The organism is Streptomyces sp. NBRC 110028, assembly GCF_001417735.1.
In the GTDB taxonomy this organism is placed as follows: Bacteria; Actinomycetota; Actinomycetes; order Streptomycetales; family Streptomycetaceae; genus Streptomyces.
This window is the reverse complement of sequence record NZ_BBUZ01000036.1, coordinates 150,514-165,384: the sequence shown is the minus strand read 5'-3', so window position 1 is coordinate 165,384 and position 14,871 is coordinate 150,514. Positions and strand designations below refer to the sequence as shown.

Here is a 14,871-nt window from a genome sequence, read left to right as displayed (position 1 = left end):
CCTCCGCGAATCGGCCCTGGAGCGTACCCCGCCCCCGCGTCACCGAACCACGACAACCCGATCCGGCCCCATCGGGTTTCCGTTCATCCGGGGCCTGGACCCCCGGCTCGCTAGCATGAATTCCAAGGCTTCCCATCGACCGACGCGGCCGCCGACCGAGAGAGGATCGAGCGCCATGACGATCGCCCCGGATCACGCCGACCGTGACGCACTCCGCTATCAGTCCATGCGGGACATCGTCGAGCAGATACAGGAGAGCGTTCCTGGAAAGCTGGAGATCACGAAGGAAGGGATCGTTCACGACATGATGGCGCCGGGGGGGCCGCACGAGCTGACGGCGGCGCGTATCAGCCGTCGGCTGGAGAAGGTCATGCCGGACGATCTGCTGGCCCATACCGGCACACCGGATGTGGAGGATGCGCACACCGGCGTGCTGCGCCATCCGGATGTGATCGTGATCGCCGAAGCGGACATGGACGTCGAGGGAGCCCTCGATCCGCGTACGCTCCTCGCCGCCATCGAGGTGGTGTCCCGGTCCAACCCGGACAATGACTGGGTGGGCAAGACACGTGATTACGCGCAGCTGGGTGTCCCCGTGTATGTGATCTTCGACCCCCGTACGGGTGAGGGTGCCGTGCTGTCCGACATCCACCCCACTCCGCATGGCCCCCGGTACGCGACCCGGAAGGACTTCGTCTACGGGGAGGACATCACGATCGGCGAGTGGACCATCTCCACGGAGAACCTGCCGCGCTACGCGTAACACGATCACTTCGTCCCCCGCGTGGTGTGCTTCCGCGAGCACCGTGGTGCGGCGGCCGACGCCCGCGGTACTTTTTCCGGCGCGCCGGAAAAATGGGAGAAAGAGGGGGGATCGGGATGGCCGGAGTGCCACTGCGGGTGGACATCTTACGGGCGGGTGAGGAGCACGTGGAGGAGATCGCCCGGCTCGCCGCGTCACGGAGCCTGGACGGGCCGGGCGGCGGCGTTCAGGGCTCGACCGAGGGCGGTTTCCTGGTCTCGGCGTACACCGACGCGGACTACCGCTCCCGGCTGACGACCGCCGAGCACTTCTATGTGGCGGTCAAGGGCGGACAGGTCCTGGCGTTCCTGCTCGCGTACAGCTCCGACCGGGTCGAGCCGGACGAGTGGCTGAACCGCCGGATCAAGACGGCGCTGGGCGACTTCCTCGTGATCAAGCAGATCTGTGTGGCCCGCGAGGCGGCGCGGTCCGGGATCGCCTCGATGCTCTATTACCACGTGCTCGACCAGTGGAACGAGAGCCCCGTGATCGCCGCTGTGGTCAACGAGCCGCCCAACGACGCGTCCGCGCGCTTCCACCACAAGCTCGGCTTCCAGGAGCTGACCCGGATGGCCCCGCCGGACGGGCTGCCCCGGGTGGTGTGGGTCTGGCGCAAGCCTCGCGAGGCGATGCTGCACGCGCAGTACGGGATCGCGGTGGACCTCTACAAGCACGAAGACAGCTTGAACTGGCAGAAGTTGAACAACTTCTTCTACATCACCGCGGGCCTCGCGGCCGCCACCGCCTTCTGCCTGGGCAAGGAGGGCGCCGGCGGCACCCTGGGCACGGCGCTGGCGATCATCATCTCGGTCATCGGCTTCGGGGTGTCGCTGGGCTTCTCGCAGATGCTGCGCTTCGGACGTCAGTACCTGCTGGCGCGCAAGGAGGCGGTGATCGAGCTCGAGGAGTACATGGCCTGGCACGGCGGCGAGCGGATAGTCAACCGGCGCACCAGTGACCCCGGCTCCGCGTATCTGAAGGTGTCGCCCACCGGAGCGATCATGATGCTGCTGCCGGTGCTCGTGGCGGTCTGCTGGCTGGCGGTGCTCGTGGCGCTGGTCACCCACTGAGTCCGGCACACCTGTCAGGTCCGCCGCCCCCTGCGACGTGACCCACCATGGGCCCCCGGCCGCGCCCCCACCGCGTTCCGGCGTGCGTGGATCACACGAAGGATCGGCTTCGCATCACCGCGAGAGCGGCGTGGCGGGCGGCGACTGGACCGGCTGAAGGGCTGCGTCGCCAACGCCTGGCCCTACACCAGGGCCGGGAGGTACCTCGGCGGCCCCTCGGTCGCCTGAGCCGGCGCCGGGCGGCGCGCTCGAGTTGTGACCGACGCCTCCCGGCTATCGGACAACCTTTGAAGATCATCAGCCGTCCCCTATCACGTGGAAGCAGCCGGAGACTACGCGCTGCACAAGTGACAGGGTCACCAAATTGAACAGTCGATGGACTCTGCCCGCGCGCACGACACGCAGGCAGGCACTGGCCGCGGTGGCGGCCCTCGGGGCCGCCGCTGCCGCCGCCGGGTGCAGCAGCCGTCCCGGGGCTTCCGCCGCCCCCGCCACACCGGCCCGGACGACCAGCAGCCCGGGGGCCGCCGAGCCGTTCACCTCGGCGGCCGCGGACAAGCGGGCCACGCTGCTCCAGGTCATGGCCCACCCCGATGACGACCTGTACTTCATGAACCCCGACAACGAGCACGTCCTGCGCTCCGGGGTTCCCGTGGTGAGCGTGTACGTCACGGCGGGCGAGGCGTTAGGCCTCAACCGGGTGGCCGGGCGGCCGCTGCCGCCGCCGGACAAGGCCGCGTACTCCGCCGCCCGCCACCAGGGGCTGCGCCAGGCGTACGCGCAGATGCTGGGGCTCCACCAGTTCACGCCGTGGCACCGGTCGGTGCTCAGCCTGCCGGGGGGCGTCAAGGCGGAGACGAACGTGCTCGCCAACGGCGCCCGCCGGGTGCGGCTGATCTTCCTCAACATCGCCATGCTGTCCGAGGGCCACCAGCGCATGCCCGACCTGTGGGACACCCCGGGCGCCGTCATGCGGACGCTGCTGGCCGAGGGCTCCCCGGTGACGCACCCCAGTTCGTACGTCCACCAGACCCTCGTCGACGTGCTCGCCGAGATCATGGACCGCTACCGGCCCACGCTGATCCACACCCTCGACCCCGACCCCGACTTCCAGATCCACGACGCGCTGCACCCCAAGGACAACGACCAGCCCGGCTGCTCGGACCACCGGGACCACACCCCGGTCGCGCTGTTCACCTGGAAGGCGATCGCGCAGTGGGCCGCCGAGTCCACCCGCCGGGACAAGGAGGCGCCGCGCTTCACCACCACGTCCTTCCGCGGCTACTACAACCAGCGCTGGCCGCACAATCTGCCGCCCGCCGTGCTGGCCCAGAAGGCGCGCGTCATCAAGGCGTACGGCGGCTCCCCCGAGTGGGAGTGCGGTGACGCCGCGGGCTGCGGCGACTACAGCCAGGGCGGCGCGCGGCCACTGCGGAACCGCAAGGGCTGGATCCGCTCCACCCACTACCGCTACCCCAGCGCCCTGCCCACCCCCACCATCGACCGCGAGGGCCGCCTCGTCGCGTACGGCGTCCTCGGCACCCAGGCCGTCCGGTGGCGCGAAACCGCCCGCGGCAGCGGGCGGTTCGGGGCGCCGCTCGGGCTCGGCGGCGGGCCGCTGGCCCCCGCGCTGACCGCCGTGACGGACAGCGCGGGACGCCACGTGCTGCTCGCGCTGCGGTTCGCGGCGCTGGACGGCCAGGGCGGGGCCAACCTGCGCGAGATCGTGGCGCTCGAACAGAGCCGCCCGAACGGGCCGTTCCGCGCCTGGACCGGACTCGGCACCCCCGAGGCCGACCCGCAGCACGGCCGCCGCGTCGGCTGCCCCGCCGCGGTCGCCACCCCGGACGGGAAGATCCACCTCTTCGTACGGACCGCCGAGAAGGGCCTCGCCACCCGGGTACGGGACGCGGACGGCCGCTGGGCCCCCTGGGAACGGCTCGGCGGCGCGGAGATCCAGGACGGGCTGACCGCCCTGGTCGACCGCGAGGGCCGCGCCCATGTCGTCGCCCCGGGCCGCGACACCGTGCACCACTGGTCGCAGGAACAGCCCGGTGGCCCCGTCACCCTGCGGCCCTCCGCCGGGCTGCCCCGACCCGGCGGCAACCAGATCGGCGCCGCGATCGCCCCCGACGGCTCGCTCTCGCTGATCTACCGCACCCCCGCGGCCACCGTGCCCGCCGTCCACGGCACGGAGAACCGCACGCTGCGGCACTTCGAGGGGTACGGGGCCATCGCCGCGCACACCGTGCCCGAGCCCGCCAAGGACGGCGACGACCACAAGGCCGCCACCCTGCTCCTGCTCGGCCGCGGCCTCGACGGCGACGTCCAGGTCCAGTGGGGCACCGGCCCCGGCGACCGCCCGCTGCGCTCCCCCGGCCACCTCACCCCGGTGGGCACCCCCGCCCTGCTGACCGACCCCGGCCAGGGAGCCTGCGTGGTGGGCATCGCACCGGACGCCACCCCGTGGGTCTGGCGCCCGCGCCCGACGTCCACGGCGTGACGCCACCGCTGGGACGCCCCCGGTACGTTCACCGGGGCGCCCCAGCGGTTGGCCGCCGCCCGTAGGGGGTGTCAGCGGCGAGCCGCCGCCGTACGCCGCGGGCGCTCCGCCTCGGCGTCGTCCTCGGCGTCGGCGGGCTCTTCGGGCTCCTCGTACTCCTCCTCGTACTCCTCCTCGGGCTCTTCCTCGTACTCTTCCTCGTCGGGCTCGACGTCGGCGTCCTCGGGCTCGCCGGGCTCCTCGTACTCCTCCTCGGGCTCCACCTCGCCCTCGTCCTCGTACGCCGCTTCCTCGTCGTCCTGCCCGGCCCGCGGCTCATCGGCCTCTCCCCCGGCCTCCTCGCCGTGCTCGTCCTCTTCCTCCGCCACGGCCGTCTCGTGGTCGACCACGACCTCGCCGTCCCGGATCTCGCCGCGCCAGCCGTCCGTGGCCTCGCCGCGCATCATGATGAACTTGCGGTAGAGCTTGAGGTCGAGCCGTGCCCGGCGGCCCTGGGCGCGCCAGATGTTGCCGGTCTTCTCGAACAGCCCCTTGGGGAAGTACTCCAGCACCAGCAGCACGCGGGTGAGGTTGTCGCCGAGCGGGTGAAAGGTGACGACGCCCTTGACGGTGCCCTTGGCGCCCTCGGTCGTCCAGCTGATCCGCTCGTCGGGCACCTGCTCGGTGACGTTGGCCTTCCAGCCGCGCGTGGACTTGGCGACCTTCACCTTCCAGTTGCTGCTGGTGTCGTCGGCCTTCTCCACGCTGACGACACCCTTGGCGAAGGTGCTGAACTCCTGGAACTGGGTCCACTGGTCGTACGCCTCGCGGACCGGCACCCCGACGTCGATGTCCTCGACCACCGTGACGCTCTTGGACTTGCCACCACCGCTCTTGCCACGCCCCTTGCCGAACATGCCCTTGACCCTGTCCTTCAGCGAGTCCTTCAACGAGTCCTTCAGCTGGGAGGCCCCGGCCTTCAGCACGGCCCGGCCCGGCGGCTTGCCCTCGCCGAGCGCCTTGGTGCCCTTGGTGAGACCGCTGCCGAGCCCGGAGAGCGCGTGGGTCGCCCGGGCCTGTACGTAGCTCTGCAGCTCGTCCTTGAGGCGGTCCGCGGCCGGGCTGCGGACGATGTCGTCCTTCAGCTTGCCCAACGTGTCAGCCATTGCGGCCCCCGGCGGTCTTCCTCGCCGTCTTCTTCGTGGCCTTCTTCGCGGTCTTCCCCGCCGCGCCGGACGACGAGGCGGCGGTCTTGCGCGCCCGGCCGGCCGGGGCCTTGGCCTGCGGCGCCTTGCGGCGTGGCGCCGGCGGTTTCCGCTCGCTCTCCTCGTCGGCCGGTTCGTCGTGCTCCGGCTCCTCGTCCGCGTCGCGCGCATCGCCTGCATCGTCTGCCCCACCGCGCAGGCTCAGCGTGCGGTCGTGCAGCGAATCGGCGAGGCCGTTCATGCGGGTGGACAGGGCCGAGGTCGCGGCCGTCCTGGCGGCACCGGCCAGGTCCTTGCGCGCCTGCGCGTTCAGGCCGCTCAGCAGCGGGGAGTCGGCGACCGCCCGGGCCAGCTGCTGCGGATCCAGGCTGATCTTCTTCCCGGCGAGCAACATGCCCAGCCCGAGGGCGAGTTTCGCCTTCTTGGTACGCCCCAGGAGGTAGCCTCCCGCGACCGCCACCGCGATCTTGCCGTTGGTCATCATCCGTTCTCCCGAAGTCGAACTCAGCTTCGATACGGGGGGCCGGGTACCCACATACGGAAAAGCCCCACCCGCCGTATGAAGGCGAGTGGGGCTTCGTGCTCCGGGGAGCGTGCTCCGAAGAGCGTCAGATCACTTGTTGATCTTCGTGACCTGACCGGCGCCGACGGTCCGGCCACCCTCACGGATGGCGAACTTCAGGCCCTCCTCCATGGCGACCGGCTGGATCAGCTGGACGGACATCTCGGTGTTGTCGCCCGGCATGACCATCTCGGTGCCCTCGGGGAGGGTCACAACGCCCGTCACGTCCGTGGTACGGAAGTAGAACTGCGGACGGTAGTTGTTGAAGAACGGCGTGTGGCGGCCACCCTCGTCCTTGGACAGGATGTACGCCTGGGCCTCGAACTCGGTGTGCGGGGTGACCGAACCCGGCTTGATGATGACCTGGCCGCGCTCGACGTCCTCGCGCTTGATGCCGCGAAGCAGCAGACCGACGTTCTCACCGGCCTGGCCCTCGTCGAGCAGCTTGCGGAACATCTCGATACCGGTGACGGTGGTCGAGGTCTTCTCGTTCTTGATGCCGATGATGTCGACGTTCTCGTTGACCTTCAGCACACCGCGCTCGATACGGCCGGTGACGACCGTACCGCGACCGGTGATGGTGAAGACGTCCTCGATCGGCATGAGGAACGGCTTGTCGACGTCGCGCTCCGGCTGCGGGATCGAGTCGTCGACGGCCTTCATCAGGTCGAGGACGGACTTGCCCCACTCGGCGTCGCCCTCGAGCGCCTTCAGCGCCGAGACCTTGACGACCGGGACGTCGTCGCCCGGGAACTCGTACTCGGAGAGCAGCTCACGGACCTCGAGCTCGACGAGCTCCAGGATCTCCTCGTCGTCCACCATGTCGGCCTTGTTCAGGGCGACGACGATGTACGGAACGCCGACCTGGCGGGCCAGGAGCACGTGCTCCTTGGTCTGCGGCATCGGGCCGTCGGTGGCGGCGACCACGAGGATGGCGCCGTCCATCTGCGCGGCACCGGTGATCATGTTCTTGATGTAGTCCGCGTGACCGGGGCAGTCAACGTGCGCGTAGTGACGCGACTCGGTCTGGTACTCGACGTGCGCGATGGAGATCGTAATACCGCGCTGGCGCTCTTCCGGCGCCTTGTCGATCATGTCGAAGGCCGAGGCCTCGTTCAGGTCCGGGAACGCGTCGTGCAGCACCTTGGTGATCGCCGCGGTAAGGGTCGTCTTACCGTGGTCGATGTGACCGATGGTGCCGATGTTGACGTGCGGCTTAGTCCGCTCGAACTTCGCCTTCGCCACTGGGGTCCTCCTGTGGAGTGGTTCTGTAACGCATCCGCGCTTTGCGAATGGGTTCAGTTGGTCTTACCGAACCGGCCAGGACCCCGAGGGGGATGCCCTTCGCCGTATTCGTATGGGGGCCGGCGGCCGGGGCCCGCCATCGATCGCCACGGTGGACGGTCTCCGGCGGAACACCCGTTGCCTTTTGCTCCAGCCTAAAGGGTGAGGAATGCGGATGAACCCGCCTTACTCGCCCTTGGCCTTCGCGATGATCTCCTCGGCGACGTTCCGCGGAACCTCGGCGTAGGAGTCGAACTGCATGGAGTAGCTGGCGCGGCCAGAGGTCTTGCTGCGCAGGTCGCCCACGTAGCCGAACATCTCCGACAGCGGGACCAGACCGGTTACCAGCTTGGCGCCGCTACGGTCCTCCATGGACTGGATCTGACCACGGCGGGAGTTGATGTCGCCGATCACGTCGCCCATGTAGTCCTCGGGCGTCGTGACCTCGACCTTCATCATCGGCTCGAGCAGGGCCGGGCTGGCCTTGCGGGCGGCCTCCTTGAAGGCCATCGAACCGGCGATCTTGAAGGCCATCTCGGAGGAGTCGACCTCGTGGTAGCCACCGTCGAGAAGCACGACCTTGACGCCGGTCAGCGGGTAGCCGGCGAGCACGCCGAACTCCATGGCCTCCTGGCAGCCCGCGTCCACGGACGGGATGTACTCCCGCGGGATGCGGCCACCGGTGACCTTGTTCTCGAACTCGTAGCCGTCGCCCTCGAGCGGCTCCAGCGCGATCTGCACCTTGGCGAACTGGCCGGAACCACCAGTCTGCTTCTTGTGCGTGTAGTCGTACCGCTCGACCGCCTTGCGCAGCGTCTCACGGTAGGCCACCTGCGGCTTGCCGACGTTGGCCTCGACCTTGAACTCGCGCTTCATGCGGTCGACCAGCACGTCGAGGTGGAGCTCACCCATACCGGCGATGATGGTCTGGCCGGTCTCCTCGTCGGTCTTGACGCGGAAGGACGGGTCCTCCTCGGCAAGCCGCTGGATCGCGACGGCGAGCTTTTCCTGGTCGCCCTTGGACTTCGGCTCGATGGCCACCTCGATGACCGGGGCCGGGAAGTCCATGGACTCGAGGATCACCGGGTTCGACGCGTCGCAGAGGGTCTCACCGGTGGTGGTCTGCTTCAGACCCATGACGGCGACGATGTCACCGGCACCCACCGACTCGATCTCCTCACGCTTGTTCGCGTGCATCCGGTAGATCTTGCCGATGCGCTCCTTCTTGCCCTTCACCGAGTTCAGCACCTGCGTGCCGGCCGTCATACGGCCCGAGTAGACCCGGATGAAGGTGAGCTTGCCGAGGTGCGGGTCGCTCGCGATCTTGAACGCCAGCGCCGACAGCGGCTCTTCCTCGGACGGACGCCGCTTGATGACCTCGTCGGGGTCCTTGACCGAGTGGCCCTCGACCGCCTCGACGTCGATCGGCGACGGCAGGTACCGGACGACCGCGTCGAGCAGGGGCTGCACGCCCTTGTTCTTGAACGCGGTGCCGCAGAACACGGGGGTGACGGTCGTGCCGCCGCCCACGCCGGAGGCGATGGTGATGCGGCGGATCGCCGCGTACAGCTGCTCCACGGAGGGCTCCTCGCCCTCCAGGTACAGCTCCATCATCTCTTCGTCGTTCTCGGCGACGGTCTCCAGCAGCTTGCCGCGCCACTCGTCGGCGGCCTCGGCGTGGGTGTCCGGGATGTCGACGGTGTCGTACATCTCGCCCTTGGTCGCCTCGGCGGACCAGACCAGCGCCTTCATGGTGACGAGGTCGATGACACCCTTGAAGTCGGCCTCGGTGCCGATCGGCAGCTGCATGACCAGCGGCACCGCGCCCAGGCGGTCCGTGATCATGTCGACGCAGCGGTGGAACTCGGCGCCGGTGCGGTCGAGCTTGTTGACGAAGCAGATCCGCGGAACGCCGTAGCGGTCCGCCTGACGCCACACGGTCTCGGACTGCGGCTCCACGCCGGCCACACCGTCGAACACCGTCACGGCACCGTCGAGGACGCGCAGCGAGCGCTCCACCTCGACCGTGAAGTCGACGTGACCCGGGGTGTCGATGATGTTGATCGTGTGATCGGTGTCCTCAAGCGGCCAGTGACAGGTCGTCGCGGCCGACGTGATCGTGATGCCGCGCTCCTGCTCCTGCTCCATCCAGTCCATGGTGGCAGCGCCATCGTGGACCTCACCGATCTTGTAGCTCACACCGGTGTAGAACAGGATCCGCTCAGTGGTCGTCGTCTTGCCCGCGTCGATGTGGGCCATGATCCCGATGTTGCGGACCTTGGCCAGGTCAAGTGAAGTGGTAGCCATAAGGCTTCAGTCTTCTCTCGGTCTCGATGGGGGTAGCGACTACCAGCGGTAGTGCGCGAAGGCCTTGTTGGACTCGGCCATCTTGTGGGTGTCCTCGCGACGCTTGACGGAGGCGCCGAGGCCGTTGCTGGCGTCCAGCAGCTCGTTCATCAGGCGCTCGGTCATGGTCTTCTCGCGGCGGGCGCGGGAGTAGCCCACGAGCCAGCGCAGCGCGAGGGTGGAGGAGCGGCCGGGACGGACCTCGACCGGCACCTGGTAGGTGGCGCCACCGACACGGCGGGAGCGGACCTCGAGGGTCGGCTTCACGTTCTCCAGCGCGCGCTTGAGCGTGATGACCGGGTCGTTGCCGGACTTCTCGCGCAGGCCCTCCATGGCGCCGTACACGATGCGCTCGGCGGTGGAGCGCTTACCGTTCAGCAGCACCTTGTTGATGAGGGACGTCACCAGAGGAGAGTTGTAAACCGGGTCGATGATGACCGGGCGCTTCGGGGCGGGACCCTTACGAGGCATTCTTACTTCTCCTTCTTGGCGCCGTAGCGGCTGCGAGCCTGCTTGCGGTTCTTGACGCCCTGCGTGTCGAGGGAGCCGCGGATGATCTTGTAGCGAACACCCGGCAGGTCCTTCACTCGACCGCCACGCACGAGCACGATGGAGTGCTCCTGCAGGTTGTGACCCTCACCCGGGACGTAGGCGGTGACCTCGATCCCACTGCTCAGCCGGACACGCGCGACCTTGCGGAGCGCCGAGTTCGGCTTCTTCGGCGTCGTGGTGAACACGCGGGTGCACGTGCCACGGCGCTGCGGCGACCCCGCCAGTGCGGGAGTCTTGTTCTTCTCGACCTTGTCCTGGCGGCCCTTGCGGACCAGCTGCTGGATCGTAGGCACCGTTTCTCCGGTTTCTGTGTGCCGTCTCGGTAAAGCTAACCTGGGATTTCTCCGACCCACGCGGTCGGGTGTGTCGCGCACCGCAGCCCCCTGCGAAAGTCAGGAGAGTGCGAATTGTTGGTGTCGACACCTTGGTCCCCCGCGCGGTCTCAAGCACACACGGGAGCCCAGGGACACCCCAGGCACAAGGTCAGAGCGTACCTACCGCATCGGCTCCGGTCAAAACAAATGCACACGCGCTGGACACACCAACCCGGAGCATAGCCGCAGGGCGGCCACCCCCGCCATGGGGTGACCGCCCTGCGAACAGATTCGCGCCTGCCGGCCGGAGCCTACTGGTTGTACGGACCGTAGTCGTAGTCCTCCAGCGGGACCGCCTGGCCGGAGCCGGTACCGAAGGGCGAGTAGTCGATGTCGTCGTAGCCGACGGCCGAGTACATCGCGGCCTTCGCCTCCTCGGTCGGCTCGACCCGGATGTTGCGGTAGCGGGACAGGCCCGTACCGGCCGGGATGAGCTTACCGATGATGACGTTCTCCTTGAGGCCGATCAGGGAGTCCGACTTGGCGTTGATCGCCGCGTCGGTGAGCACCCGGGTCGTCTCCTGGAAGGACGCCGCCGACAGCCAGGACTCGGTCGCCAGCGAGGCCTTGGTGATACCCATCAGCTGCGGACGGCCGGAGGCCGGGTGGCCGCCTTCCTGGACCACACGACGGTTCTCACCCTCGAAGCGCGTACGCTCCACCAGCTCGCCCGGCAGCAGCTCCGCGTCGCCGGACTCGATGATCGTGACCCGGCGCAGCATCTGCCGGATGATGATCTCGATGTGCTTGTCGTGGATCGACACACCCTGCGAGTTGTAGACCTTCTGGACCTCGCCGACCAGGTGCACCTGGACGGCGCGCTGGCCGAGGATGCGCAGCACGTCGTGCGGGTTGGTGGCACCCACGGTCAGCGCCTGGCCGACCTCGACGTGGTCGCCCTCGCCCACCAGCAGACGGGCCCGCTTGGAGACGCCGTAGGCGGTCTCCTCGGAGCCGTCGTCCGGGGTGACGACGATCTTCTTGGTCTTCTCGGTCTCCTCGATCCGGACGCGGCCGGCCGCCTCCGAGATCGGCGCGACGCCCTTGGGCGTACGGGCCTCGAACAGCTCGACGACACGCGGCAGACCCTGGGTGATGTCGTCACCGGCCACACCACCGGTGTGGAAGGTACGCATCGTCAGCTGGGTGCCGGGCTCACCGATGGACTGGGCGGCGATGATGCCGACGGCCTCGCCGATGTCCACCAGCTTGCCGGTCGCCAGCGAGCGGCCGTAGCACATGGCGCAGGTGCCGACGGCGGACTCGCAGGTGAGCACCGAACGGGTCTTGACCGTCTCCACACCGTGCCGGACCAGCTCGTCGATGAGCACGTCGCCCAGGTCGGTGCCGGCCGGGGCCAGGACCTTCCCCTCCACGACGATGTCCTCGGCGAGGCAGCGCGCGTACACGCTGGTCTCGACGTCCTCGGTCTTGCGCAGCACGCCGTCCGCGCCCTTGGTCGCGATCGCCAGCTTGAGGCCGCGCTCGGTGCCGCAGTCCTCCTCGCGGATGATCACGTCCTGCGAGACGTCCACCAGACGACGGGTCAGGTAACCGGAGTCGGCGGTACGCAGGGCGGTGTCCGCGAGACCCTTACGGGCACCGTGGGTGGAGATGAAGTACTCCAGCACGGAGAGACCCTCACGGAACGACGCCTTGATGGGCCGCGGGATGGTCTCGTTCTTCGCGTTGGACACCAGACCACGCATACCGGCGATCTGACGCATCTGCATCATGTTTCCGCGCGCGCCCGAGTCGACCATCATGAAGATCGGGTTGGTCTTCGGGAAGTTCGCGTTCATCGCCTCGGCGACCTCGTTGGTCGCCTTGGTCCAGATCGCGATCAGTTCCTGGGTGCGCTCGTCCTTGGTGATCAGGCCGCGCTCGTACTGCTTCTGGACCTTCTCGTCCTGCGCCTCGTAGCCCGTGATGATGGCCTTCTTGGCCTCGGGCACGACGATGTCGGAGATGGCGACGGTGACACCGGAGCGGGTGGCCCAGTGGAAACCGGCCGCCTTCAGGTTGTCCAGGGTCGCCGCGACGATCACCTTGGGGTAGCGCTCGGCGAGGTCGTTGACGATCTCGGAGAGCTGCTTCTTGCCCACCGAGTAGTCGACGAACGGGTAGTCCTCGGGCAGCAGCTCGTTGAAGAGCGCGCGGCCCAGCGTGGTGCGCAGCCGGAAGCTGTCGCCCTGCTGCCAGGCGGGCTCGCCCTCTTCCGGAGCCGGCGGGGTCCAGCCGCGGGGCGGGACGGTGCCTACGGGGAAGCGGATGTCGATCTTCGCCTGGAGCGACAGCTCCCGGGCGTCGAACGCCATGATCGCCTCGGCGCTGGAGCCGAAGGACCGGCCCTCGCCGATGACCTTGCGCTCCTCCTCGTCGGTGGTGAGGAAGAACAGACCCAGCACCATGTCCTGGGTCGGCATGGTCACCGGCCGGCCGTCGGCCGGCTTGAGGATGTTGTTCGAGGACAGCATCAGGATGCGGGCCTCGGCCTGGGCCTCCGCGGACAGCGGCAGGTGCACGGCCATCTGGTCACCGTCGAAGTCCGCGTTGAACGCGGTGCAGACGAGCGGGTGAATCTGAATGGCCTTGCCCTCGACCAGCTGCGGCTCGAAGGCCTGGATGCCCAGGCGGTGCAGGGTCGGCGCACGGTTCAGCAGCACCGGGTGCTCGGCGATGACCTCTTCGAGCACGTCGTACACGACGGTGCGGCCGCGCTCGACCATGCGCTTGGCCGACTTGATGTTCTGCGCGTGGTTGAGGTCCACCAGGCGCTTCATCACGAACGGCTTGAACAGCTCCAGCGCCATGGCCTTGGGCAGACCGCACTGGTGCAGCTTGAGCTGCGGGCCGACGACGATGACGGAACGGGCCGAGTAGTCGACGCGCTTACCGAGCAGGTTCTGACGGAACCGGCCCTGCTTACCCTTCAGCATGTCGCTGAGGGACTTCAGCGGACGGTTACCGGGACCGGTCACCGGGCGGCCGCGGCGGCCGTTGTCGAACAGCGCGTCGACGGCCTCCTGCAGCATCCGCTTCTCGTTGTTCACGATGATCTCGGGGGCACCGAGGTCGAGAAGACGCTTGAGGCGGTTGTTCCGGTTGATGACCCGGCGGTACAGGTCGTTCAGGTCGGAGGTCGCGAAGCGGCCACCGTCCAGCTGCACCATCGGACGCAGGTCCGGCGGGATCACCGGGATGCAGTCCAGCACCATGCCGTTGGGGCTGTTGCGGGTCTGCAGGAAGGCGGAGACGACCTTGAGGCGCTTGAGCGCACGGGTCTTCTTCTGGCCCTTGCCGGTCCGGATGATCTCGCGGAGCTTCTCGGCCTCCTCGTCGAGGTCGAAGGACTCCAGGCGCTTCTGCAGGGCGGCGGCACCCATGCCGCCCATGAAGTACGTGCCGAAGCGGTCACGCAGCTCGCGGTAGAGCAGCTCGTCGCCCTCCAGGTCCTGGACCTTGAGGCTCTTGAAGCGGTTCCACACCTCGTCGAGACGGTCGATCTCGCGCTGGGCGCGGTCGCGCAGCTGCTTCATCTCGCGCTCGGCGCCCTCGCGCACCTTGCGGCGCACATCGGCCTTGGCGCCCTCGGACTCCAGGTCGGCGAGGTCGGCCTCGAGCTTCTTGGCGCGGGCCTCCAGGTCGGCGTCGCGGCGCTGCTCGATCTGCTGGCGCTCGACGGAGACGTGGGCCTCCAGCGAGGGCAGGTCGCGCGTGCGGCGCTCCTCGTCCACCCACGTGATCATGTAGGCGGCGAAGTAGATGACCTTTTCGAGGTCCTTCGGGGCGAGGTCGAGCAGGTAGCCCAGACGGCTGGGCACGCCCTTGAAGTACCAGATGTGGGTGACGGGAGCGGCCAGCTCGATGTGGCCCATCCGCTCACGGCGCACCTTGGCGCGGGTGACCTCGACGCCACAGCGCTCACAGATGATGCCCTTGAAGCGGACGCGCTTGTACTTGCCGCAGTAGCACTCCCAGTCCCGGGTCGGACCGAAGATCTTCTCGCAGAAGAGTCCGTCCTTTTCGGGCTTCAGGGTGCGGTAGTTGATGGTCTCCGGCTTCTTGACCTCGCCGTGGGACCACTGACGGATGTCGTCAGCAGTGGCGAGGCCGATCCGCAGCTCGTCGAAGAAGTTGACGTCGAGCACTTGTCGTCAATCCCTCTTTCAGGGTCGTGTCTTCGGGTCTGAC

Annotated in this window: 10 protein-coding genes; 3 read left to right on the top strand and 7 right to left on the bottom strand. The window is 68.4% G+C overall.

Annotation, left to right across the window (positions count from 1 at the left end; all coding sequences use genetic code 11):
• Positions 1 to 175 precede the first annotated feature (175 nt).
• From ASC60_RS29085 to ASC60_RS29075, 3 genes are all read left to right on the top strand, one after another.
• On the top strand, positions 176 to 763 hold the full coding sequence (locus tag ASC60_RS29085; protein WP_055556088.1) for a Uma2 family endonuclease: 588 nt from the start codon (positions 176 to 178) through the stop codon (positions 761 to 763).
• 116 nt (positions 764 to 879) lie between these two features.
• Positions 880 to 1,872 carry a GNAT family N-acetyltransferase gene (locus ASC60_RS29080; RefSeq protein ID WP_055556086.1) on the top strand — a complete coding sequence of 331 codons (993 nt, stop codon included), beginning with the start codon at positions 880 to 882 and terminating at the stop codon, positions 1,870 to 1,872.
• 364 nt (positions 1,873 to 2,236) lie between these two features.
• Entirely contained in the window at positions 2,237 to 4,375 is a 2,139-nt protein-coding gene (locus tag ASC60_RS29075; protein WP_234357187.1) for a PIG-L family deacetylase, read from the top strand.
• A gap of 71 nt (positions 4,376 to 4,446) precedes the next feature.
• On the opposite strand, the gene ASC60_RS29070 is transcribed toward ASC60_RS29075, so the two are convergent.
• The 7 genes from ASC60_RS29070 to ASC60_RS29040 all read right to left on the bottom strand — a co-directional run bounded on the left by ASC60_RS29070 (position 4,447) and on the right by ASC60_RS29040 (position 14,828).
• Positions 4,447 to 5,520, bottom strand: coding sequence for an SRPBCC family protein (locus tag ASC60_RS29070; RefSeq protein ID WP_055556084.1), 1,074 nt, complete (start codon positions 5,518 to 5,520; stop codon positions 4,447 to 4,449).
• Positions 5,513 to 6,043: a hypothetical protein gene (locus tag ASC60_RS29065; RefSeq protein WP_055556082.1), complete on the bottom strand. Its 531-nt coding sequence runs from the start codon at positions 6,041 to 6,043 to the stop codon at positions 5,513 to 5,515. The genes ASC60_RS29070 and ASC60_RS29065 overlap by 8 nt, the downstream gene beginning before the upstream one ends.
• Before the next feature lie 129 nt (positions 6,044 to 6,172).
• Positions 6,173 to 7,366: an elongation factor Tu gene (gene tuf / locus ASC60_RS29060; RefSeq protein WP_055556080.1), complete on the bottom strand. Its 1,194-nt coding sequence runs from the start codon at positions 7,364 to 7,366 to the stop codon at positions 6,173 to 6,175.
• A gap of 225 nt (positions 7,367 to 7,591) precedes the next feature.
• A complete protein-coding gene (gene fusA, locus ASC60_RS29055; protein WP_055556078.1) occupies positions 7,592 to 9,712 on the bottom strand; it encodes an elongation factor G in 2,121 nt (706 codons plus the stop codon).
• 39 nt (positions 9,713 to 9,751) lie between these two features.
• Positions 9,752 to 10,222, bottom strand: coding sequence for a 30S ribosomal protein S7 (gene rpsG, locus ASC60_RS29050; RefSeq protein WP_014178748.1), 471 nt, complete (start codon positions 10,220 to 10,222; stop codon positions 9,752 to 9,754).
• Between the two features lie 2 nt (positions 10,223 to 10,224).
• Positions 10,225 to 10,596, bottom strand: a complete 372-nt coding sequence (rpsL, locus tag ASC60_RS29045) for a 30S ribosomal protein S12 (protein ID WP_014054153.1) — start codon at positions 10,594 to 10,596, stop codon at positions 10,225 to 10,227.
• Positions 10,597 to 10,928: 332 nt separating this feature from the next.
• Positions 10,929 to 14,828, bottom strand: a complete 3,900-nt coding sequence (locus tag ASC60_RS29040; protein WP_055556076.1) for a DNA-directed RNA polymerase subunit beta' — start codon at positions 14,826 to 14,828, stop codon at positions 10,929 to 10,931.
• Positions 14,829 to 14,871: the final 43 nt, after the last annotated feature.